This is a genomic window from Nocardiopsis sp. iso_238, from assembly GCF_056173325.1.
The window spans coordinates 6,090,508-6,111,489 of the sequence record NZ_CM149668.1; the positions used below are offsets into that span (position 1 = coordinate 6,090,508).

The 20,982-nt window shown below is 70.2% G+C and carries 18 protein-coding genes and 1 tRNA gene; 10 read left to right on the forward strand and 9 right to left on the reverse strand.

Features of this window, described 5'->3' with window-relative positions:
* Nucleotides 1-43 precede the first annotated feature (43 nt).
* Nucleotides 44-976: a DUF5996 family protein gene (locus tag AC0VYL_RS27350; RefSeq protein ID WP_475457311.1), complete on the reverse strand. Its 933-nt coding sequence runs from the start codon at nt 974-976 to the stop codon at nt 44-46.
* A 144-nt stretch (nt 977-1,120) separates the two neighbouring features.
* On the opposite strand from AC0VYL_RS27350, the gene AC0VYL_RS27355 reads away from it, so the two are divergent.
* Entirely contained in the window at nt 1,121-1,765 is a 645-nt protein-coding gene (locus tag AC0VYL_RS27355; protein WP_475457313.1) for a hydrolase, read from the forward strand.
* A 14-nt stretch (nt 1,766-1,779) separates the two neighbouring features.
* Complete coding sequence (locus AC0VYL_RS27360; protein ID WP_475481887.1) at nt 1,780-2,088, forward strand: GNAT family N-acetyltransferase; 309 nt, start codon at nt 1,780-1,782, stop codon at nt 2,086-2,088.
* 231 nt (nt 2,089-2,319) lie between these two features.
* Here AC0VYL_RS27360 and AC0VYL_RS27365 read toward each other — a convergent pair whose 3' ends face one another.
* Nucleotides 2,320-2,910 (reverse strand): TetR/AcrR family transcriptional regulator, encoded by a 591-nt coding sequence (locus tag AC0VYL_RS27365; protein ID WP_475481888.1) that lies wholly within the window; start codon nt 2,908-2,910, stop codon nt 2,320-2,322.
* Between the two features lie 84 nt (nt 2,911-2,994).
* On the opposite strand from AC0VYL_RS27365, the gene AC0VYL_RS27370 reads away from it, so the two are divergent.
* From AC0VYL_RS27370 to AC0VYL_RS27380, 3 genes are all read left to right on the forward strand, one after another.
* Entirely contained in the window at nt 2,995-3,945 is a 951-nt protein-coding gene (locus AC0VYL_RS27370; protein ID WP_475457320.1) for an SDR family NAD(P)-dependent oxidoreductase, read from the forward strand.
* 523 nt (nt 3,946-4,468) lie between these two features.
* Complete coding sequence (locus tag AC0VYL_RS27375) at nt 4,469-5,395, forward strand: SLATT domain-containing protein (RefSeq protein WP_475481889.1); 927 nt, start codon at nt 4,469-4,471, stop codon at nt 5,393-5,395.
* A gap of 844 nt (nt 5,396-6,239) precedes the next feature.
* The gene (locus AC0VYL_RS27380) at nt 6,240-6,353 is read left to right on the forward strand and encodes a tyrosine-type recombinase/integrase (RefSeq protein ID WP_475481890.1); all 114 of its coding nucleotides are present in this window, start codon (nt 6,240-6,242) and stop codon (nt 6,351-6,353) included.
* A gap of 228 nt (nt 6,354-6,581) precedes the next feature.
* Here the strand turns inward: AC0VYL_RS27380 and AC0VYL_RS27385 are convergent.
* Together AC0VYL_RS27385 and AC0VYL_RS27390 are read right to left on the reverse strand one after the other, a co-directional pair.
* Nucleotides 6,582-6,657, reverse strand: a tRNA-Arg gene (locus tag AC0VYL_RS27385).
* A gap of 147 nt (nt 6,658-6,804) precedes the next feature.
* Entirely contained in the window at nt 6,805-8,055 is a 1,251-nt protein-coding gene (locus AC0VYL_RS27390) for an aspartate aminotransferase family protein (protein WP_475457324.1), read from the reverse strand.
* Nucleotides 8,056-8,215: 160 nt separating this feature from the next.
* Here AC0VYL_RS27390 and AC0VYL_RS27395 point away from each other — a divergent pair, with 160 nt between their 5' ends.
* Nucleotides 8,216-9,682 carry an NAD-dependent succinate-semialdehyde dehydrogenase gene (locus AC0VYL_RS27395; protein WP_475481891.1) on the forward strand — a complete coding sequence of 489 codons (1,467 nt, stop codon included), beginning with the start codon at nt 8,216-8,218 and terminating at the stop codon, nt 9,680-9,682.
* 52 nt (nt 9,683-9,734) lie between these two features.
* Here AC0VYL_RS27395 and AC0VYL_RS27400 read toward each other — a convergent pair whose 3' ends face one another.
* The 4 genes from AC0VYL_RS27400 to AC0VYL_RS27415 form a co-directional block, all read right to left on the reverse strand.
* The gene (locus AC0VYL_RS27400; RefSeq protein ID WP_475457328.1) at nt 9,735-10,403 is read right to left on the reverse strand and encodes a GntR family transcriptional regulator; all 669 of its coding nucleotides are present in this window, start codon (nt 10,401-10,403) and stop codon (nt 9,735-9,737) included.
* Nucleotides 10,404-10,451: 48 nt separating this feature from the next.
* Nucleotides 10,452-11,201: a maleate cis-trans isomerase family protein gene (locus AC0VYL_RS27405; protein WP_475457329.1), complete on the reverse strand. Its 750-nt coding sequence runs from the start codon at nt 11,199-11,201 to the stop codon at nt 10,452-10,454.
* 22 nt (nt 11,202-11,223) lie between these two features.
* Entirely contained in the window at nt 11,224-12,093 is an 870-nt protein-coding gene (locus tag AC0VYL_RS27410) for a maleate cis-trans isomerase family protein (RefSeq protein WP_475481892.1), read from the reverse strand.
* Between the two features lie 98 nt (nt 12,094-12,191).
* A complete protein-coding gene (locus tag AC0VYL_RS27415; protein ID WP_475483585.1) occupies nt 12,192-12,674 on the reverse strand; it encodes a DUF3830 family protein in 483 nt (160 codons plus the stop codon).
* A gap of 353 nt (nt 12,675-13,027) precedes the next feature.
* Here AC0VYL_RS27415 and AC0VYL_RS27420 point away from each other — a divergent pair, with 353 nt between their 5' ends.
* From AC0VYL_RS27420 to AC0VYL_RS27430, 3 genes are all read left to right on the forward strand, one after another.
* Nucleotides 13,028-14,059 carry a D-2-hydroxyacid dehydrogenase gene (locus tag AC0VYL_RS27420; protein ID WP_475481893.1) on the forward strand — a complete coding sequence of 344 codons (1,032 nt, stop codon included), beginning with the start codon at nt 13,028-13,030 and terminating at the stop codon, nt 14,057-14,059.
* A 26-nt stretch (nt 14,060-14,085) separates the two neighbouring features.
* Nucleotides 14,086-15,615, forward strand: coding sequence for an amidase (locus tag AC0VYL_RS27425; protein WP_475457335.1), 1,530 nt, complete (start codon nt 14,086-14,088; stop codon nt 15,613-15,615).
* A gap of 260 nt (nt 15,616-15,875) precedes the next feature.
* Nucleotides 15,876-16,547 carry a response regulator gene (locus tag AC0VYL_RS27430; protein ID WP_475457337.1) on the forward strand — a complete coding sequence of 224 codons (672 nt, stop codon included), beginning with the start codon at nt 15,876-15,878 and terminating at the stop codon, nt 16,545-16,547.
* Between the two features lies 1 nt (nt 16,548).
* On the opposite strand, the gene AC0VYL_RS27435 is transcribed toward AC0VYL_RS27430, so the two are convergent.
* Nucleotides 16,549-19,659 (reverse strand): BTAD domain-containing putative transcriptional regulator, encoded by a 3,111-nt coding sequence (locus tag AC0VYL_RS27435; RefSeq protein ID WP_475481894.1) that lies wholly within the window; start codon nt 19,657-19,659, stop codon nt 16,549-16,551.
* 133 nt (nt 19,660-19,792) lie between these two features.
* On the opposite strand from AC0VYL_RS27435, the gene AC0VYL_RS27440 reads away from it, so the two are divergent.
* Nucleotides 19,793-20,677, forward strand: coding sequence for an NAD(P)-dependent oxidoreductase (locus tag AC0VYL_RS27440; RefSeq protein WP_475481895.1), 885 nt, complete (start codon nt 19,793-19,795; stop codon nt 20,675-20,677).
* The last annotated feature ends 305 nt before the right edge of the window (nt 20,678-20,982 follow it).

The window sequence follows — 20,982 nt, forward strand, 5'->3', positions numbered from 1 at the left end:
CACTTCGGGACGGCGGAGGCGCGGCCCTCCGCCGTCCGTGGGTTCAGGCCCCGCCCCACCTGAGGGGGTCGTCCTCCAGCGCGGCGCGGTCCCAGTTCCCGAGGCCCGCGGCGGCCTCGTAGGTGGTGCGGAGGAACTCGGAGACCGCGCGGTCGGGGTCGGGGGCGGCGCGAGCCACCTCGTAGGGCAGCAGGAACTGCTGGAACTCGGTGCTGAAGTACGCGCCCTCGGGGCCGACCGGCTGATCGGCGAACCCGTCGGGAGCGGGGTAGGCGTAGGAGTAGAAGGCGCCCTCCTCGCCACCGCCGGGCCAGAAGCCGCAGCTGGACAGCTCCCGGGAGTAGCCCTCGACCATGACCCAGTCCCCGCAGTTGGGCGCCCCGCCCGGATGCGGGGGAGCCGACCGCCCGGAGAAGCGGGTACAGGCGAGGTCCATCGCGCCCCAGAAGAAGTGCACCGGGCTGACCTTCCCGACGAAGTGCGACCGGAACTCACCGATCACCCGGTTCGCCTGCAACAGCTGACGCCAGAAGAGAGTGGCGGCCTCGGCGTCGTAGGAGGCGTGCTCGTGGTCCTCCGCGAAGGGGATCGCCGGGTCGACCTCGTTGGGACTCGGCCGGATCGGCGCCTCGATCCCGAGCCGCCCGAGCGCGTCCAGGATCCGGGCGTAGAACTCCGCGACCGGCATCGGCCGCAGCGGGAAGCTCCGCACGCCGCCGTCGCTGCCGCGCACCTCCAGCTGGTGGCCGACGAAGTCGAACTCGATCTCGAAGGCCCCGCCGCTGTACGGGATGGCCGAGGTCGTCAGTCCGCGCGCGCTGACGTAGAGGGTCACCTGCCACCAGTGGTTGATCAGCGGAGCGTGGGCCATGCGGATCTTTCCCACGATCTGGGTCCACATGTGCAGGGTGTCCCGGGTGGGGGTCCAATCCGAAACCCGCAGGCCAGGCCAGTTCTTCTGTGATGGGAGGGTCATCGTCTCTCGCTTCTCAGTGGTTGACGCATCACCTCCACAGTAGATGATGCATCAACTTATTTCGAGATGGTTGACGCATCATCCAATACTGCTAATTTAGGTGATGCATCATCTGTCTCGCCCCCACCTTGAGAGGGACCCCCTGTGAGCACCGAGCCCAAGAACGGACTTCAGGCACTGCTGACGCCGGAGGAGAGCGTTCTCGTCCTGATCGACCACCAGCCGTTCCAGTTCGCCAACCTGAACAGCCACGAGCCGTCGATGGTCGTCAACAACGCCGTCGCCCTGGCCAAGGCCGCGAAGGCGTTCGACGTTCCGACCATCCTCACCACCGTCCTGGAGGAGCGTGGCGGCTACCTCATCCAGGGACTGCGCGACGTGTTCCCGGAGCAGAAGCCGATCGACCGCACGTTCATCAACACCTGGCAGGACGAGCGCGTCGTCGACGCCGTCCGGGCGACCGGCAGGAAGAAGCTGATCATCGCCGGCCTCTGGACCGAGATCTGTGTGGCGATGCCGGCCATCCAGGCGGCGGGCGAGGGCTACGAGGTCTTCGCCGTCACCGACGCGTCGGGCGGTGTCTCCGTGGAGGCCCACGACATGGCCGTGCGGCGCATGGTCCAGGCCGGAGTGGTGCCGATCACCTGGCTCGCCGTGGCCGGCGAGTGGCAGCGCGACTGGGCCCGCGAGGAGACCGTGGAGGCCCTCGCGGGGGTCCAGGCGCAGCACGGCGGCGCCACCGGCGTCGCCTTCGCCTGGGAAATGCAGCTGCTGGGCAGCCGAGCCTGACACGAGGAGGACCCATGGCGGTCGAAGTGGGCGACGTACCCGAGTCCAAGCGTTACGAGGCCCGCGTCGACGGGGAATCGAAGGTCGCGGGCATCGCGCAGTACATCCGCACGACGGAACTCGTCGCGTTCGTGCACACCGAGGTCGCCCCGGAGTACGAGGGACGGGGAGTGGGGTCCGCGCTGGTCCGCGCGGCCCTCGACGAGGCGCGCTCCGCACGCCTGCGGGTGCTGGCGACCTGCCCCTTCTTCGCGGGCTGGATCGCCCGCCACCCGGAGTACCAGGACCTGCTCTACCAGTCCGGGAGCCGGGTCACCGACTGAGCTCGGACCGTGAGGGAAGCCGCCCGAACCGCCTGCACGGTCCGGGCGGCTTCCGCTGTCCGGTGCGGGTCCGCAGACCATCGACCTGTCGACAAACCGACAGGTCTCCTTCTTCGCGCCCCTGGTTCCTCGCGGCGCCGGGCCGGACGCCTCCCGGTCAGGCTCCATCAGCCGCAGAGCGCCAGCGAGGCCCCGATGGCCGCAGGGGCCGCGAACGTGACCGTCCGTCCGCTATCGGGGGCCTCGGAACTCCCCCACGTCAGCCGATTCCACCGGAACGGCGACCGGTCGCCGCAGACCCGCGACGAGGGTGTCCACGAAGACGTCGCGGTCCTCCGGCACCCCCAGGCGGATGGCGTGTTCGATCCCGCAGACCAGACGCTCGATCTGGGCCGTGGTCAGGTCCCCGCGCACCGCGCCCCCCTCCTGGGCTCTCCCGAGCAGATCGTGGAGCTCGCCGAAGATGGAGGCCTTGAGCGCCGCCACCTCCTCGCTCACGTCGTCGTTGGCGAGGAGGACCGCCTGGAGCCCACCCGCCTCCAGGTGCAGGTCGACCACGGCGCGCAGTGCCACCTCGAACCCGCGCCCCGGATCCGGGTCGGCGCAGGCCCGTGCCGTGAGCACGCGCAGTCGGCCCAGGGTCTCCACGGTGAGTTCCTCGACGAGGGCGTGGGACGTGGGGAAGTGGCGGTAGACGGTCCCGACCCCGACCCCCGCCTCACGGGCGATCTCGTTGAGACGGAGGTCCTTGGGGTCGCTCCGCCGCGCGACCTCAAGGATTCGCTCCCTGCTGCGGACGGCGTCGGCGCGCAGTGCGTTCATGGAGGCATCCTACCCGAAGCGGATAAGAAATCCGGTTACTGTTACAGTAGCCGGATAAGTCATCCGATTGACGGGAGAGACGCCATGGACTGGAACCCCGAAGTGCTGCCCCAACAGCACGGACGCACTCTGGTGGTGACCGGGGCGACCGCGGGCATCGGGTACTTCGCGGCGGAACGGCTCGCCGCCGCCGGGGCGCACGTCGTGCTCGCGGGACGTTCGTCCGAACGCCTGGACACCGCCGGGGCCGCGATCCGCGCGCAGGTACCGACCGCGAGTCTGGGCTCGTTGCTCCTCGACCTGGCGTCACCGGAGTCGACGGCCGAAGCCGTCTCCGGGCTCGCGGAGTACGAACGCCTGGACGGGCTGCTGCTGAACGGGGGGTCCATGGCGCTGCGCGCCGCCGACCGGACCGCCGACGGCCTGCCGACTCTCCTGGCGACCCACGTACGAGCGAACGTGGCGTTGGTGGCGGGGGCGCTCCCGCTCATGGAACGAACGGCGCGGAGGCACGGCGGAACCGCCAGGATCGTGCACACCTCGACGTCGTTCGTGGACCTGCTGCGCAAGGAGGTCCGGGACGTGCGTGCCGGTTCCCGCGTCGGCGTCCTCGCCTACACCCGCGGCAAGGCGGTCACGGAGATGTTCGCCTACGAACTCGACCGACGGTTGAGGGCCGCGGGTGTGCCGGTGGCCTCCCTGGTCTCGCGTCCGGGGGTCGGCGTGGACGCCCGGACACCGCGCCGACCGGGCATCCGGGACGAGACGGTCCCCGTACAGCGCAACCCCTATACGTTGTGGGCCCAGGGCAAGGACGCCGCGGCCTGGTCCGCCCTGCGCGCCCTCACCGACCCCCGCGCCCAGGGCGGCGACCTCTACTCCCCGAGCGGCGGAGTCAAGGGCCAGCCGGTCCGACTGACCCCGAACCCGCTGACCCAGTCGCCCCCTCAGAACGCGATGGAGTCGGTGTGGCACCAGCTGGAGGCCCTGGCCGGGGTCCGGCTGCCGACCACCGGTGACCGCACCCCGGCCTGAGCCCCCTCGCCACAAAAGAAGCCGCCCGAGCTGCTTACGCAGTTCGGGCGGCTTCTCCACTGTCTCAAGGTGGTGCACTCGGGAGGACTCGAACCCCCAACCTTCTGACTCTCCCGGGGGCGAGCGTCGACCTGTCGACAAGCCGACAGATCCGCTTGTGACCTGGGCGTGAGCCCCGGCGGCTTCCCACTGCTTCCGGCGGCTCCCCGGAGTCATCTGCACTGAATCTGCTTCGCGTCTTCTGCTCCTGGAATCCGCCAAGTGCGGGTGACCGCACCTATCGAGACCTCGAGCGCCCCGCAGGAGTCCTGCCCGGCATCAGGCACCTCGGAGCCCTCACACGAAATCAGACAAGTAATCCAGATAGTAATAATTCACTGAACACCAATGTCGTTACGCAAAACGGCGAGCACAGGACCAACCCCACCGCATGCCATCGCTTTGATCCAATTTGTACTAATCTATTTTATTTACACCTTGCACCCCACGAGAGAACTTTAGAACCAAGATCCCCCATGCCAACTTGGCCACATCTGGCCATTGCACACCCAAGCCACAGGAACCTGGAATAGTTGACAACCACTCCATGGAAAGGAAAAATTTGCCGACCTCCGAGAATGGGCTCGCCAGCCTGAACAACAAGATCGTCCTTCTCAAAAGCTACATAGAATCAGCCCGAAAGAAATCCGCGTACGGAATTCTTCTTATCGCAATTGGCATTGTGGGCACAGTCGCCTACCTTATCGATCATTTTACGCTCGACTGGCAGGGAATAGCCCCGTACGCGAAGCTACTCATAATGGCCGCGTTCATCAGCTTGCTGCTTTGGGGCGTCATCCTGCGAGCAACCCCTGGGGCGAGGGTCCATGAGCAGGAACTTGAAAGTGAACTGATCACTACAGCCCGCAATGGGTACCGAACCGCCAGCCAACTCGAAATCGAACTGCGCCGAATCCGAGACAAAAGAAAAGAGGACACTGCGGACTCGAACGAAAATGCCGACGAGCGCAGGAGGTCCTACAAGGAAGAGGCGACTTTCTACATCGAGGAGCTAAGAAGGGAGAGTCAGTACTATCGAAACGTCAGCAACGTGGTGCAAGGAATTGTTATCGTCGGATCGCTCCTTGGGTCCTTCATGGCGGCCAGCTCCTTCTTCATCCGGGAATATTCTTGGTTCGTGGCCGTAAACAGCCTCGCCATTGGCATCGCTTCTGGATTTGCAGGGTACTGGAAATACAAGGAGCGAAGCTTCTATTCTCAGCAGACTGCCGATCTAATCGAGCACGAGATCGAGTCTTATGATTTGCGGATCGGGCGGTACGAGACCGGAACCGACGAGGATATTAATCTGTCTTTTGCAAGAGAGATCCTGCGTCTACGGCAGGATCAAAAAATGCGCGAGCAGAATCTTGACCAACCCTCCTCCAGCGGAGAAGAGGCGAAGAAGTAGTGCAGTCGACAACACGTCTACCAATAGTCCTCGTGACCACTTTGATCCTGAGCGGCTGTTCTGCTACTTACGACGAAAAGGTCCGACACTTAGAGGAAGTCGCGCAAAGAGGAGTGGAGGTGCACAAAATCATCGAGGACCTCGAAGGCACGGAAGCAGGCGAAGAACAGTGCCGAGACGCAAGTCGAGTTCTAAATAAGGACTATCCCCGTATTGAAAAGAAGGAAAGGGAATCATGGCATGAACTCGTGGAAGGAGTATTCGTAAGTGCATGCACTTCCGGAAGATACTAGGGGGCCAAGGTTGACAAACGCTGATGTCAGACTCATAAGTCTCGTTTTGTTGATTTCGATTTTTTCTGTTGGCTGCGCAGCCAACTACCAAGAAAGAAGCGACTACCTACTACACATGGCACAGAGGGGCGTCGAAGTCAACAAACTCTTCCGAGGGCAAGGCCAAGAGATCAACCAGGAACTCTGTCTGTCGGCAAACTCAGCCCTGAACGACGATATCCCATCCAACCGCTCCTGGGGCTACGACCCGACTCCGGAGTGGGAGGAACTTGTAAGGGAGACGTTCATCAACGCGTGCGTCTCTGGTGAGTACTAAGAATTTTCGAAATCCTGAGCAAGCTACCGCCCTGCTAACGTGATTATCGGGTTGTCACCACCCCCGCGAACACCGCCGGATCATGATTCCGTCCTATACAGACCCGTTGGCACGAGCCCATCCTCCTACAAGGGCTGGAGGTCCTGTCCGAATATCGAATCCGGAAGCGACGGTATTCGTTGAGGACGACGGTGCCCCTGCTGGCAAGGCGGTGAAGGCGGCTGGTCTGGCGAGCATGGGGCTCACTCCGCACAAGCTCCGGCACACCGCCGCGTCACTGGCCATCGCCGCCGGTGCGGACGTGAAGGTCGTGCAAGCCATGCTCGGGCATGCGACCGCCACACGATGACCCTCGACCGTTACGGGCACCTGTTCCCGGACCGGCTGGTTGAGGTCGCCGAAGCGATGGACGCCGCACGGTCCCGGGCGCTCGCCGCCTGAGACTGAACCGGGACCGATCCCGGGCATCTGCACTGAATGTGCAACGCGGCCCGCACGTGGGCTCTCCGACCCATGCCACAAAAGAAGCCGCCCGAGCTGCTTACGCAGTTCGGGCGGCTTCTCCACTGTCTCAAGGTGGTGCACTCGGGAGGACTCGAACCCCCAACCTTCTGATCCGTAGTCAGATGCTCTATCCATTGAGCTACGAGTGCAGGTCTTCAGTTGTGTGTCGCCCGGGTGAGCTGGGCTCTCCCTTGCGACGTCTCCGACTCTATCACGGTGTTGGAGTGCGTTCGCGCCGTTTTCCGGTGTGACCCGGGCCATGGGGCGCCGACGCGGCGGTCGGCGCCCCACAGGACCTAGGCGCTCTCCTCGACGGAGGCGGCCCACAGTTCGAGGGCCGTGTCGATCTGCTCGCCGTTGACGACCAGGGCCGGGATGAACCGGACCACGTTGCCCGCCGGGCCGCAGGTGAGCAGCAGCAGGCCGTTCTGGGCGGCGGCCTGCTGGGCGCGCTGCGCCGCGGCGCCGTCCGGGGTGCCGTCCTCCTTGACGAACTCGTTGGCCCGCATCAGGCCGCGGCCGCGGACGTCACCGATGGCCGGGTGGGCCTCCGCGATCTTGGCCAGGCCCTGCTGGAGCCGTTCGCCCTGGCGGGCGGCGTTCTCCACCAGGTTCTCCTCCTGGATGACGTCCAGGGTGGCCAGGGCCGCCGCGCAGGAGACCGCGTTGCCGCCGTAGGTGCCGCCCTGGGAGCCCGGCCAGGCCCTCTGCATGATCGCGGCCGGGGCGGCGATCGCGGACAGCGGGAAGCCGCTGGCCAGGCCCTTGGCGGTGATGACGATGTCCGGGCGCACCCCCGAGGGCTCGTGGCCCCAGAACGTGCCCGTGCGGCCGAAACCGGTCTGGACCTCGTCCATGACGAGGAGGAACCCGTGCTTGTCGGCGCGCTCCCGCAGCCCCTGGAGGAACGCGTCCGGGACGGGCACGTAGCCGCCCTCACCGAGGACGGGCTCGATGAACACGGCGGCGGTGTCCTGGGGGGAGGTCACCGTCGCGAACTGGTAGTCGAGCTCCCGGAGGGCGTAGGCCACCGCCTCCTCCTCGGACAGCCCGAGGCGGTACGCGTACGGGAAGGGCGAGACCACCACGCCGGGGGCGAGCGGGCCGATCCCGGCGCGGATCTTCACCCCGGACGTGGTCAGGGAGGCGGCTCCCATCGTGCGCCCGTGGAAGGAACCCTGGAAGACCACCGCGTTCTGGCGGCCCGTGGCCTGGCGGGCCAGGCGCAGCGCCGCCTCCACGGCCTCGCTCCCGGAGTTCACGTAGAACAGGCGGTCGATCCCCTCGGGCAGGACCTCACCGAGGCGTTCGGTGAGTCGCAGCAGGGGACGGTGCATCACGGTGGTGTACTGGCCGTGGATCAGCGTCGCGACCTGCTCCTGGGCGGCGGCGACCACCTTGGGGTGGCAGTGCCCGGTGCTGGTCACGCCGATCCCGGCGGTGAAGTCGAGGAAACGACGGTCGTCCTCGTCGTAGATGTAGACACCCTCGCCTCGCGCCGCGACGACCGGGGTCGCCTGCTTGAGAACCGGGGAGAGCTCCGCCATGCGGTGGCCTCAATTCCTTGTGTCGAGTTCCGTAGGATTGTTGACAATCGACGCTGCTATGGAAACATCCGGGGCGCGGCGGTGTCCAGCGGACGCACGTCGGGCAGTTCTGACCACAGGCCGCCCCAAGCCGGGTCGGCCCGTCGACGGAGGAGAGAACATGTCGGATCGCGAAGCACGGGTCGTCGCACAGGTGGACAAGAAACTGTTCCTCGGCGGGAAGTGGCGGGACGCCTCCTCCGGCGCGACCTTCGAGGTCGAGGACCCCTCCACCCGCAAGGTGCTGTGCGACGTCGCCGACGCGGGCCGGGAGGACGCCATGGAGGCCCTGGACGCCGCGGCGCGGGCGCAGCCGGAGTGGGCCAGGGTCGCGCCCCGGAAGCGCAGCGAGATCCTGCACAGGAGCTTCGAGCTGCTCATGGAGCGGCAGGAGGAGCTCGCCGTCCTCATGACCCTGGAGATGGGCAAGCCGCTGGCGGAGGCGCGCGGGGAGATCGCCTACGCCGCCGAGTTCTTCCGCTGGTTCTCCGAGGAGGCCGTACGGATCGAGGGCGGGTTCGCCACCTCGCCGGACGGCAAGTCCCGCTTCCTCATCATGCGCCAACCGGTGGGCCCCTGCATGCTCATCACCCCCTGGAACTTCCCCATGGCGATGGGCACCCGCAAGATCGGGCCGGCCATCGCCTCCGGGTGCACCATGATCCTCAAGCCCGCCCACCAGACGCCGCTCTCGGCGCTGGCGCTGGCCGGGATCCTCACCGAGGCGGGGCTGCCGGAGGGCGTCCTCAGCGTCCTGCCCACCAGCGACCCCGGGGCGATCACCGAGCCCCTGTTGGCGGACGGCCGTATCCGCAAGCTGTCCTTCACCGGGTCCACCGCCGTGGGCCGCAAACTCCTGGAGCAGAGCGCGCCGCAGGTCCTGCGCACCTCCATGGAGCTGGGCGGGAACGCGCCGTTCCTGGTGTTCGACGACGCCGACCTGGACGCGGCCGTGGACGGGGCGATGCTCGCCAAGATGCGCAACATCGGTGAGGCCTGCACGGCGGCCAACCGGATCTACGCGCAGTCGGGGATCGCGGAGGAGTTCTCCCGCCGCCTGAGCGAGCGCATGGGCGCGCTCCGGCTGGGCCGGGGCCTGGACGACGACGCGGACGTGGGCCCGCTGATCGACGACAAGGCGCGGGACAAGGTCCAGGGGCTCGTGGACGACGCCGTGCGGCGGGGCGCGCGCGTGCTCGTCGGCGGCGGCGCGGGCGAGGGCCCGGGGCACTTCTACCAGCCGACCGTGCTGGCCGACGTCCCGTTCGCGGCGGAGCTGTCCAACACGGAGATCTTCGGCCCGGTGGCTCCGGTGCTGACCTTCGAGACGGAGGAGGAGGCGGTCCGCGCCGCCAACGACACCGAGTTCGGCCTGGTCAGCTACCTGTACACCCGGGACCTGAACCGGGCCATGCGGGTCAGTGAGGCCCTGGAGACCGGCATGGTCGGCCTCAACCAGGGCGTGGTGTCCAACCCGGCGGCGCCGTTCGGCGGGGTCAAGCACTCGGGTCTGGGCCGCGAGGGCGGCCGTGTGGGCATCGACGAGTTCCTGGACACCAAGTACGTGGGGATCGGCGGGCTCGACTGATCCGACCGGAGGCGCCTCGGGTGGCGGGAACGCCGCCCGGGGCGGGCTCCGTTCAGGCGCCGGTCTCCGCGTTGATCCGGTCGACGGTGTCGATCATGTGCGACTCGATCAGCGTGAGCAGCCGGTCCTCCTCGCCGTCCACGATCGCGTCCAGGATGCGGCGGTGCTCGTCCAGGAGTTCCTGGGGTTCGGGGTAGACGGCCTGCATCACGGTCAGGCACATGCGGGTCTCCACCAGGAGGGTCTGGGCCATGCGCTCCAGGCGCGAGTTGCCCGAGCAGCTGACCAGGGTCCGGTGGAACTCCTGGTCGGCGTCGCTCATGGCGGTCCGGTCGCCGCTGGCGGCTGCCTCGGCCAGCCGGTCCACGGCCGGGGTGAGGCGGGCCAGGGCCTCCCCCCGGTTGCCCCGCATGATCAGCTCGCAGGCGGTCCGCTCCACCGCGAGCCGGGCCACGTAGACGTCCCGGACGTCGTCCGGGGTCAGCTCGCGCACGAACAGGCCCCTGTGCCGTTCACTGCGGAGCAGGCCCTCCTGGACGAGGCGCTGCATGGCCTCGCGGAGGGGCCCCCGGCTCACGCCCAGCCGCCCCGCCAGCTCGGCCTCACCGAGCTGGTCCCCGGGCGCGAGGGAGCCGTACATGATCGCCGATCTCAGCTGGTCGGCGATCAGCTCGGCGGTGGACCGCCTGGGTACGGGTCTGAGCTGGCCGGGGGCTGGCATGGCATTCCTTCCGAAAGGTGACGAATCGGGCGTGGGTTGGCCCCGAGGCTATTCGGCCTCGAAGGCGCTCCTGACCACCGAGGCCCCGGACCGGAAGAGCGTCCCCGGGCCGGACCGCGCCTCGCACCGGCCGGCGAGCCGGAGGCCCTCCCAGATACTGACCTGGTTGGCGGTGAGCACCGTCTTGCCCAGCAGGGCCTCCATCGGTTCGATGAGGTCGGCGCTGTGCAGGGCGGTGTCCGGGACCAGGACCGCCTCGGCCCTGGGGTGGTCGTTGGAGATGACGAAGTCGAGCGCGTCGTCGGGGTCGAGGTAGCCGACCTCCGCGGCCGTGGCGATGCCGTGGCTGGCCATGGACATCACGGTCACCCCCGCGTCGGTGAGGAACTCCACGAAGCGCAGGGCGACGTCGTCGGGGTAGGTGGCGGCGATGGCGACCCGGGACGCGCGCAGCTGGCTCAGGGCGTGCACGAAGGCGAAGGACGTGCTGGAGGTCGGGACCCCCGTCACCTCCCGGACGCCCTCGACCTGGCGGCGTGCGCCCTCCCAGCCGAACACGAAGCTGCCGCTCGTGCAGGCCCAGACGGCGGAGTCGACCCCCATCGTGTTGAGCTCCTGCGCGCCCTTGGCGAGGACGCCCTCGCTGCCCACGTCCAGCAGGGCGTCCACCCGGTGGGCGTCCTCGCGCATGAGCGTGTGCACCACGGGGAGCTCGATCTCCCCGCCGAGCATGTCGGCGAAGGTCCTGTAGTCGTCCTCGGCGCTGTGACCGGGATAGAGGATTCCTACTCGGGTCATGGTTCTCCTTCCGGGGCCGTGGTCACACGGAGCTGGGGGCCGTCGCGTCGATCAGCCGCTGCCCGTGCGCCACGGCCTGGTGGTCGGCGGCGCGGAGCAGGTCCCACATGGTGACCTGGTTGGCCGCGATCACCGGTTTGCCCAGCTCACGTTCGAGGGGCGCGATGATGTCGTAGGTGAGGACGTTGGTGCAGCTGATGAACACGGCCTGCGCGTCGGGGCGGTCCACCTCGTGCACCGCGCGGGCGACCTCGGCGTAGGTGACCCTCCAGATGTGGCTGAGCAGGCCGAGGCCCACGCTGGAGGTGACGCCCACTCCGTGTTCGTCCAGGTAGTCGAGGAGCCGGTCGGTGACGCTGTCCACGTACGGGGTGACGACCGCGATCCGGTCCGCGTCCAGGGCCCGCAGCGCGCGGATCAGCGCGCCCGAGGTGGTGACGGCGGTGGGTGCCCCCGCGGCCATCATGGTTCTTCGGAGCTCGCGCTCCCCCTCCGCGCCGTGGACGAAGCTGCCCGAGGCGCAGGCGTAGCCGACCGCGAGGGGTTCGGGGGCCATGAGGGCGCGGACCGCCTTGGTCACGCCCTTCCTCTTGCTGAGGGCGGCGGCCTGGTCGACCGTCACCGGGATGCGCACGAACGGCAGGCGGGTGATGAGCAGCGAAACGTCGTCCGGCGTCCAGCGCCACAGTTCGCGGTCGAGCGCGAAGTCGTAGGGCGCCACCACGCCGACCCCGGCCTGCCAGGGGGTCAGTGCCGCCGCCGACAGTTCGACGACGTCGTGCGCCGTGGGTTGCGCGGGCAGGGCCGGATGTCCCGTGAACAGGCCGCCCGTGGCGGGGGTCTCGGGTTCGGGGCCGTCCTCGTGGTCCGGTCGGTTTCCCTCGGTCCGCATCGGTCACTCACCTCCCAGTGCTGGTCCAGGTTCCGCCGGGCGCGGCCGGTGCCGCCCCGGTCCCGTCCCCTCGGGGCGGGGTCCTCCGTTCGGGCCCGTCAGCGTTCGAGCCGTTCGAACAGGAGGCGCTCACCGACGCTGCCGGAACGCCAGACGTCGTTGCAGGCCTCGGCCATGGCGGGCAGGTTCTCCACGACGCTGGCGAACACGTTCCCGGGGACCCAGCCCACGTCTCCGTTGAGCAGCAGGTTGTTGCGCCCGTAGAAGAGGGCGAGGTCGATGACGCCGGGCAGGTGGTCGATGCCCTTGTCCTCCTTGAAGGTGCGGTCGAGCATGCCCTCGTCGAAGGAGAAGTAGACGATGTCGCCGGGGATCGGTGTGACGGTGGGGTTCTCCTGGCCCGGTTCGGGGTCGGCGAACCTCGGCACCATCGTGTAGACCTCGTTGCGCGCGTACTTGGCGTGCTGGACGGCGTCCCCCTGCGGGAGGGCGTTCCACACCGCCTCGCAGGTGCGGGGCGCGTCCTTGTCGAGGAGTTCCGCCACGCAGGAGACCCCGCGGCTGGCGAGGGTGACGGTCATGTGTCTGGGCAAGTGGTGTCCCTTCGGGTTCCTCTTCGGTTTCCCTCTGTTTCCCTCTGTCCCTTCGGCCCCTTGTGAACTGTTGATTGTCGACAATCTTACGATCTACCTACCGAGATCGGCAATAGACACCGGGACGTGCGGGTATGTCGGGAGCGTCGGTGCGGGTGGACGACACTCCGGGCGGGCGCTGGACGCCTCCGCGAGACACGCCCCATAGGCCCGAAACAGCCGTTTTGTGGATTGTTGACAATCCTATGTCGGCTCCCTAGCGTTTCCCGTGCAGGGCGGAACCACCCCTCCGACGACAGGATCGGCAAGTCAGAACACCGTCGCAACCGGAAAGCGCGCCCGTGAACAGTTCCACCACCAACCCGTCCGTGTCCGAACGTCCCCGACTCGTCGTGCTCCGAGGTGAGGACCTTCCACCCGGGCACGAGCGCATCGACGACCACCCGGGACTCGGCGGGGTCGTCTACGCCACCGCCGACGAACTCCCCGCCGCCCTTCCCGGCGCGGACGTCCTGCTCGTGTGGGACCTGTTCACCGAGGCGCTGTCCGACTCCTGGTCCAAGGCCGACTCGTTGAAGTGGGTGCACGCGGCCACGACCGGTGTGGACAACCTGATGTTCCCCGGGCTGGTGGAGAGCGACGTCCTCGTCACCAACTCGCGCGGCGTGTTCGACGAGCACATCGCGGAGTACGTGCTGGGCCTGGTCATCTCCTTCGCCAAGGACTTCCACGGCACCTGGGGCCTCCAGCGGGAACGCCGGTGGCGGCACCGCGAGACCGAGCGGGTGGCCGGTCGCCGCGCCCTCGTCGTCGGCACCGGACCCATCGGACGCGCCATCGCCCGCAAGCTCACGGCGATGGGCATGGAGGTCCGCGGCTCGGGCAGCCACGCCCGCGACGGCGACCCCGACTTCGGCTCCGTCGCGGAGTCCAGCCTGGCCGAACGCGGCACCGGCGGCGGACGCACCCTGCTCGACGAGCTCCCCGAGGCCGACTACGTGATCGTCGCCGCGCCGCTCACCGAGGCCACCCGGGGCCTGGTCGACCGGACCTTCCTCGACCTGATGAAACCCACCGCGCGGCTGGTCAACATCGCGCGCGGCCCCATCGTCGTCCAGTCCGACCTGGTCGTCGCCCTGGACCGGGGCGTGATCGCCGGTGCGGCACTGGATGTCTTCGAACGGGAACCGCTCAAGGCCATCAACCCGCTCTGGGGGCTGCCCGGATCCGTCGTGTCGCCGCACATGTCCGGTGACGTCGTCGGCTGGCGGGAGGACCTGGTGGAGCTGTTCCTGGACAACCTCGCCCGTTACCTGGACGGGCGGGGACCGCGCAACGCCGTGGACAAGAGCCGGGGCTACGTACCCGGCTGACCCCTCGCGTGACTTGGGAGGCTGAAGTGACGATCCGTTCCGACCGGGCCGGGACCGATGACGCTGGTGCGGCCGTCGGTGCGGCCGAGGGCTCCGCCGGTGCCGACCCGGACGCCGCGCGCGGCGTCCCGTCGGCGCGCGCGGGCCAACCCGTGACACCGGCCGACCTGTCCGCCGAACAACTGCTCCGCGCCTACTCCACGGGGGAGCTCTCCCCGGTGGAGGCGGTGGACTCGGTGCTCGAACGCATCGAGCAGGACAACCCCGCTCTGAACGCGTTCTGCCTGGTCCGCCCGGAGGAGGCGCGCGAGGCGGCCCGCGCCTCCGCCGAGCGGTGGCGGCGCGGCGAACCCGAGGGGCGGTTGGACGGGGTGCCCGCCTCGGTCAAGGACATCCACCTGACGAAGGGGTGGCCCACCCTCAAGGGGTCGGTGACCTCCTCGCAGGAGGGTCCGTGGGACGAGGACTCCCCGGTGGTGGCCCGGATGCGCGAGCAGGGGGCGGTGTTCGTCGGCAAGACCACCACCCCTGAGCTGGCCTGGAAGGGCGTCACGGACAACCCGCTCACCGGGATCACGCGCAACCCGTGGGACCTGTCCACCACGCCCGGAGGCTCCAGCGGGGGCTCGGCGGCGGCGGTGGCGGCCGGGATGGGCCCGCTGTCCACCGGGACGGACGGGGGCGGATCCATCCGCATCCCGGCCAGTTTCACCGGCATCTGCGGGATCAAGCCCACCTGGGGCCTGGTGCCGCACTTCCCGGCGAGCCCGTTCGGGTCGCTGGCGCACACCGGTCCGATGACCCGGACCGTGGGCGACATGGCGCTCATGCTGGACGTCGTCTCCGGGTTCGACTCCCGGGACTGGATGGCGATGCCGACCCCGGGCCCCGGGCTGGCCGAGGCCGGGCGCGGCACCGACCCCGAGGAGCTGGTCAGAGGGCTGCGGATCGCCTACAGCCCCACCCTGGGCGGGCAGGACGTGGACCCGGAGGTGGCCAGCGCGGTCGCTGACGCGGTGCGCGTGTTCGCGTCGCTGGGCGCCGAGGTGGAGGAGGCCGACCCCGGTCTGCCGGACTCCATGGAGGAGTTCCACGTGCTCTGGTACTCGGGCGCCGCGAAGGCCACCGACCGGCTCAGCGACCGGGACCGGGACCTCCAGGACCCGGGCCTGCGGGAGATCATCGAGGAGGGCGGCACCTACTCGGCGCAGGACTACCTGACGGCGATGGCGCTGCGGATGGCGATGGGCGCCCGCATGGGGCGGTTCCACGAGACCTACGACCTCCTCCTGACGCCCACCATGCCGATCGTGGCCTTCGAGGCCGGGCTGGAGTCGCCGCCGGAGCTGTCCGGGAAGCGGTGGACCTCCTGGGCCGGGTTCAGCTACCCGTTCAACATGACCCAGCAGCCCGCCGCGAGCGTTCCGTGCGGGTTCAGCGAGTCGGGTCTGCCGATCGGCCTCCAGGTCGTGGGTCCCCGGCACTCCGACGAGCGCGTGCTCCGGGCCTGCCGCGCCTTCGAGCTCGCCCGCCCCTGGGCGGGTCGGCGGCCGTGACGCGCGGGCACCGGGCCCCGGGCACGGGGGCCCGGTGCCCGGACCCGGGTGACGAGATGGTGACGATGCGGCGACGGTGTTCACACCGGCACCGGCCGTGATCAGGCTCTTTGCTCCCCGGGTCCGCCCTTTGTCCGTTTCCGGGACCTTCGCCCGGAGAGTTCGGTGCCTTAAGACCCCCGCCGCACCCCCCGCAGGCGTTAACGTCTTCCTCGGAGTGGTGTCATGTGCGTACGGACACGAGACGAGGGAGGTCCGCGATGATCGACGGTGGAGCCGAGGGTGCCCGGAAGCCGATCAGGGTCTTCCTCGTCGACGACCACGAGGTGGTCCGGCGCGGGGTGGCCTCGCTGCTGGAGACCGAGGACGACATGACCGTCGTGGGTGAGGCCGGGACCGCCGAACAGGCGCTGTCGCGCATCCCCGTGGTCCTGCCCGACGTCGCGGTGCTCGACGTGCGCCTGCCGGGCGGCTCCGGGGTGCAGGTGTGCCGGGAGATCCGGTCCGACCACCCCGAGATCGCCTGCCTGATGCTCACGTCCTTCGCGGACGAGGACGCCCTGTACGACGCCGTCATGGCCGGGGCCGCCGGGTACGTGCTCAAGCAGATCCACGGCGCCGACCTGGTCGGCGCGGTGCGCACGGTCGCCGCGGGCGGCTCCCTGCTGGACTCGGGCAGCACCGGCGCGATGCTGGAGCGGCTGCGCGGCGCCCAGGCCGAGCCGGACCCGCTGGCGGAGCTGACCCCGCAGGAGCGCCAGATCCTCGACCTCATCGGTGAGGGCATGACCAACCGGCAGATCGGTGAGCGGCTGTACCTGGCGGAGAAGACCGTCAAGAACTACGTCTCGGCGCTGCTGGCGAAGCTGGACCTCAAGCGCCGGACCCAGGCGGCGGTGCTCGTCGCGGAGCTGCGCGGCCGCCGCTACTGACTCAGCCGTCCCGTCCGGCGGCGAAGGCCGCCGCGAACCCCCGCTCCCCCAGCGCCGCGCGCGCCCGGGCGGTGGCGCGGTCGACGTCGCCCCGCTCGCCCGGGGGCAGCGGGGAACCCACGGACTCACGGAGCGCGGCCGCCTCCCCCAGCAGGGCGGCGGCCCGTTCGTGCTCCCCGGCCAGGGCGTGGGCGCCGGCCAGCCCCTCCAGGGCGAGCGCCACCGACCTCGGGTCGCCCATGGTCCGCGCGCTGGCCTCCCCCTGCCGGTGCAGGGCGAGGGCGGCCCCGGCGTCGCCGCGCAGCTCCGCCACGAAGCCGAGCTCCGCGAGGATCAGCGCCACCCCCGGCTCCCCCTCCCTGCTGCGGTTCCACTCCAGCCAGTGGCCGAGGTGCCGTTCGGCGTCGTCGAGCCGTCCCCGCCGCCGCGCCGCGAAGGCCAGGCCCATCTCCGCGAACTGCTCCTCCTGCCTGCTGGACCGCTCGGCCGCGATCCTCCGTGCCCGTTCGTGCAGGTCGTCGGCCTCGTCGAGGTCCCCGGCGAGCAGCGCCAGCCGCCCCAGGGCGGCCAGCCGGTAGGAGACCTCGGGCCAGAGCCCGAGTTCCTCGGCGTCGCTGAGCCCGTCCCGCCGCAGCCGCGCGGCCTCCGTGTAGTCTCCGGCGATCTCGGCCAGGTCGGCCAGGACGGCGGTGCTCCGCAGCCGCCCCCAGCCGTCACCGATCTCCTCGAACAGCGCCAGACTCCGCGTACCGGCCCGCCGCGCGGCCTCGATGTCGCCGCGCAGGAGCGCGGGCGATGCCAGTGTGACCAGCGCCGCCGCCACACCCCAGCGGTCGTCCTCGGCGCGGGACTCCGCCAGTGCCGCCAGCACCCGGTCCTCGCGGATGCGCTGGCCCCCGTAGCCGTACTGGGCGTAGGCCATGAACCACTTCGCCCGCGCGGCCCGCACCCCGTGGGCGTCGAACCGCTCCAACACCTCGCGGGAGCGGCCGACGGGGTCGACGTCGTCACCGAGCAGCATCCCGATGCCGGTCCGCCAGGCCGTCGTCTCGACCCTGAGCGGGTCGCCGTCGGGCACCCCCGGGCCGTCGGGTCCGTGGGAGAGCACGAGGGTCAGCGACCGCCGCGCCTCACCGAGACGTCCCCGGAGGAACCAGTACCAGACCAGGGCGTTGGCCAGCCGCAGGCCGTCGCGCGAGCCGCCCGCGTGCTGGAGGGCGGCGCGGAGGTTGCCCGTCTCCGCGTCCAGTCTCTCCAGCCAGCCGCGCTGCTCGCACCCCCGCAGGTCGGCGCGTTCCGCGAGGCCGAGGTAGTGGGCGAGGTGCCGGTCGCGCACGCGCTCCAGTTCACCGGCGGCCGCCATGCGTTCGGCGCAGTAGGCCGCCACCGACTCCAGCAGCCGGTAGCGGCCGTCGCGGTGCACGACCAGCGAACGGTCCACCAGGCGGCCCAGCAGGTCCAGGACGTCGGCCGGGTCCACACCCTCCCCGGAGCACAGCTCCTCGGCGGCGCCGAGCGTGCAGCCGTCGGCGTGGACCGCCAGGCGCCGCAGCACCGCCCGTTCGGGGTCGGTCAGGGGCTCCCAGCTCCACTCGATCATCGCGCGCAGGGTCCGCTGCCGGGCGGGGGCGTCCCGACGGCCCGAGGTCAGGAGGCGGAACCGGTCGTCCAGGCGTGCGGCGAGTTCGGCCACGTCCACGGACCGTACCCGGGTGGCGGCCAGTTCCAGGGCCAGCGGGACGCCGTCCAGGCGTCGACAGATCGCCTCCACGTGGGCCCGGTTCTCCTGTGTGACGGCGAACCCGGGTTCGGCCGCCGCCGCGCGCTCGACGAACATCCGCGCCGCCCCGTCGGCGTCCAGCGGCGGGACGGTCCACAGCAGCTCCCCGGCGGTGGCGAGGCGTTCCTGGCTCGTCGCCAGGACGTGCAGGCCGGGCACGCCGCCGAGCAGACCGGCGGCCACCTCGGCGGCGGCCCCCACCACGTGTTCGCAGTTGTCCAGCACGACCAGCGTCCGCCTGCCGCGCAGCGCGGCCGCCAGCCGGGCGGTCCCGGACTCCGGGGCGGCCTCCCCCGGCCGGGGCCCGTCCTGTCGCACCCCCAGGGTCGCCGCCACCGCGTCGGCCACCTCCCCGGCCCCGCTCCCGGACGGCAGCCCGGCCAGTTCGACCAGCCACACCCCGTCCGGGAACCGCCCGACCAGGGTGCGGGCCACCTCCACGGCCAGGCGGGTCTTGCCCACCCCGCCCGGACCGGTGAGCGTCACCATCCGCCCGGTCCCCAGCAGCGCGCCGATCTGTGTCACCGCCCCCTCCCGGCCGACCAGCTCCGTGAGTCGGGCCGGGAGGTTGCCGCGCGCCAGCGGGCGGCTCGGCTCCGTACGCAGACCGGGGTCCTGCCGGAGGACGGCCGCGTGCACGGCGGTGAGTTCCGGGCCGGGGTCGACGCCGAGTTCGTCGCGCAGCCGCGCGCGGACGTCGCCGTAGCTCTCCAGGGCCTCGCTCTGCCTGCCGGAGCCGTACAGCGCGCGGATGTGGACGGCGCGGAGCCGTTCCCGGAGCGGGTGCGCCGCGACCAGGTCGGCCAGCTCACCCGCCACCAGACCGTGTTCTCCGAGTTCGAGGCGCGTCCGGGCCAGCTCCTCCACGGCGGCCAGCCGCAGCTCCGCCAGCCTGCGGGTTTCCGCGAGGGCGAACCCCTCGTCCTCGAAGCCGGAGAACGCCTCCCCCCGCCAGAGCGCCAGGGCGTCGGCCAGCCCCTCCGCGCGCTCCCGGTCCGCCAGCGTCCGGGCGCGCGCCACCCCCGCCTCGAACCGGTCCGCGTCCACGTCGTCGGCACCGACCCTCAGCCGGTATCCGGACGGTCCGAACCCGACCGCGCCCGCGTCCCCCAGGGCGCGCCGCAGCCGCGAGACCTTCCCCTGCAACGCCCCGGCGGGATCGGCCGGAAGGCGCTCCCCCCAGAGGTCGTCGACGAGCCGGTCGGCCGGGACCGGTCGACCGCGATGGACCAGCAGGTCCGCCAGGAGGGCGCGGACCTTCGCCTCGGCCACCCGGACGGGCCGCTGGTCGTGGGTCCACACCGTGAGCGGACCGAGCACCCCGAAACGCATTCACGCAGACTAACCGGCCGACGTCGGACCGGCGCCGGTGGCGACCGGGCCCCGTCCGGGCGGCAGCGGACCGACGGCCGTCCGACAGCGCCCCCGGGCACCGTGGGAACCACCGAACGACGAGAGGAACACCATGAGCACCGCCACCAAGGCCCCCGTCACCGTGATCGGCCTCGGCCCGATGGGCGAGGCACTGGCCACCGCCTTCGTGGAGGCCGGACACCCCACGACCGTCTGGAACCGCACCGCCTCAAAGGCCGACGCGGTCGTCGGGAAGGGCGCCGTCCTCGCCGCGTCCCCCGCCGAGGCCGCCGCCGCCAGCCCGCTGGTGATCGTCTGCGTCCTCGACTACGACGCCTCCGACGCGATCCTCCTGCCGATCGCGGACACGTTGAGGGGCCGCACGCTCATCAACCTCACCGCCGACACCCCGGACCGGTCCCGCGCCGCCTCCGCCTGGGCGGCCGAGCACGGCATCGACTACGTCGACGGCGCGGTGATGTCGCCCACCTTCACCATCGGCACGCCCTCCGCCGTCGTGCTCTACAGCGGCTCCGAGGAGGTCTACCGTGCCCACGAGGACACGCTGGCCGCGCTCAACGGCTCGCACACCCACCTGGGCCCGGACCACGGCCGCGCCGCCGGCTACGACCTGGCGCTGCTCAACATCTTCTGGACCTCGATATCCGGGCTCGCGCACGCGTTCGCCCTGGCCAGGGCGGAAGGGGTCGAGGCGGCGGACTTCGCCCCCTTCGCCCAGGGCATCATCGGGCTCCTGCCCGAGTCCGTGACCCACATGGCGGGCAAGCTCGACCAGGGCGAGTTCTCCGCCGACGGCTCCAGCGTCCTCTCGAACGCGACCACGATGAGCCACGTCATCCACGCCGCCCGGGACCGGGCGATGGACCCGGGCCCGCTCGGGGCCGTCCTCCCCTTCGCCCAGGCCGTCGTGGACGCGGGGCACGGCGACGACAACTTCGCCCGCCTCGCCGTGCACTACCTGGAGGGTCGTTCCTGACCCCCGCCGGAAGGGGGACCGCCAGGGTTCCGCAAGACGCGTCAGGCCGCCAGCGAGGAACGAGCCAGGCGTGGACGAGGATGAGGAACAACTGGCTACGTGGGCGCCCGAAGGGGGACTGACCCCGGGGCGGGCCCCCTCCGGTGCGGAGGGGGCCCGCCCCCGTCGCCTGCCCGACCAGGGATCATGAAGTCCTCCTCCCGTACCGCCCGGAGCCGCGGGAACAGCAGGGCTCTTTCAGAGTCGGCGGTGAGTAGCGTCAGCGCTGATCGCAGGCCTGCGCTCCAGTACAAGACCACAGACAC

Excerpts from the sequence above, each read along its gene's own strand:
- AC0VYL_RS27365 (WP_475481888.1), bottom strand. The coding sequence starts at position 2,910 with ATGAACGCACTGCGCGCCGACGCCGTCCGCAGCAGGGAGCGAATCCTT.
- AC0VYL_RS27395 (WP_475481891.1), top strand. The coding sequence starts at position 8,216 with ATGTCGGATCGCGAAGCACGGGTCGTCGCACAGGTGGACAAGAAACTG.
- AC0VYL_RS27435 (WP_475481894.1), bottom strand. The coding sequence starts at position 19,659 with ATGCGTTTCGGGGTGCTCGGTCCGCTCACGGTGTGGACCCACGACCAG.
- AC0VYL_RS27405 (WP_475457329.1), bottom strand. The coding sequence starts at position 11,201 with ATGACCCGAGTAGGAATCCTCTATCCCGGTCACAGCGCCGAGGACGAC.
- AC0VYL_RS27430 (WP_475457337.1), top strand. The coding sequence starts at position 15,876 with ATGATCGACGGTGGAGCCGAGGGTGCCCGGAAGCCGATCAGGGTCTTC.
- AC0VYL_RS27370 (WP_475457320.1), top strand. The coding sequence starts at position 2,995 with ATGGACTGGAACCCCGAAGTGCTGCCCCAACAGCACGGACGCACTCTG.
- AC0VYL_RS27390 (WP_475457324.1), bottom strand. The coding sequence starts at position 8,055 with ATGGCGGAGCTCTCCCCGGTTCTCAAGCAGGCGACCCCGGTCGTCGCG.
- AC0VYL_RS27360 (WP_475481887.1), top strand. The coding sequence starts at position 1,780 with ATGGCGGTCGAAGTGGGCGACGTACCCGAGTCCAAGCGTTACGAGGCC.
- AC0VYL_RS27400 (WP_475457328.1), bottom strand. The coding sequence starts at position 10,403 with ATGCCAGCCCCCGGCCAGCTCAGACCCGTACCCAGGCGGTCCACCGCC.
- AC0VYL_RS27440 (WP_475481895.1), top strand. The coding sequence starts at position 19,793 with ATGAGCACCGCCACCAAGGCCCCCGTCACCGTGATCGGCCTCGGCCCG.
- AC0VYL_RS27350 (WP_475457311.1), bottom strand. The coding sequence starts at position 976 with ATGACCCTCCCATCACAGAAGAACTGGCCTGGCCTGCGGGTTTCGGAT.
- AC0VYL_RS27380 (WP_475481890.1), top strand. The coding sequence starts at position 6,240 with ATGGGGCTCACTCCGCACAAGCTCCGGCACACCGCCGCGTCACTGGCC.
- AC0VYL_RS27410 (WP_475481892.1), bottom strand. The coding sequence starts at position 12,093 with ATGCGGACCGAGGGAAACCGACCGGACCACGAGGACGGCCCCGAACCC.
- AC0VYL_RS27415 (WP_475483585.1), bottom strand. The coding sequence starts at position 12,674 with ATGACCGTCACCCTCGCCAGCCGCGGGGTCTCCTGCGTGGCGGAACTC.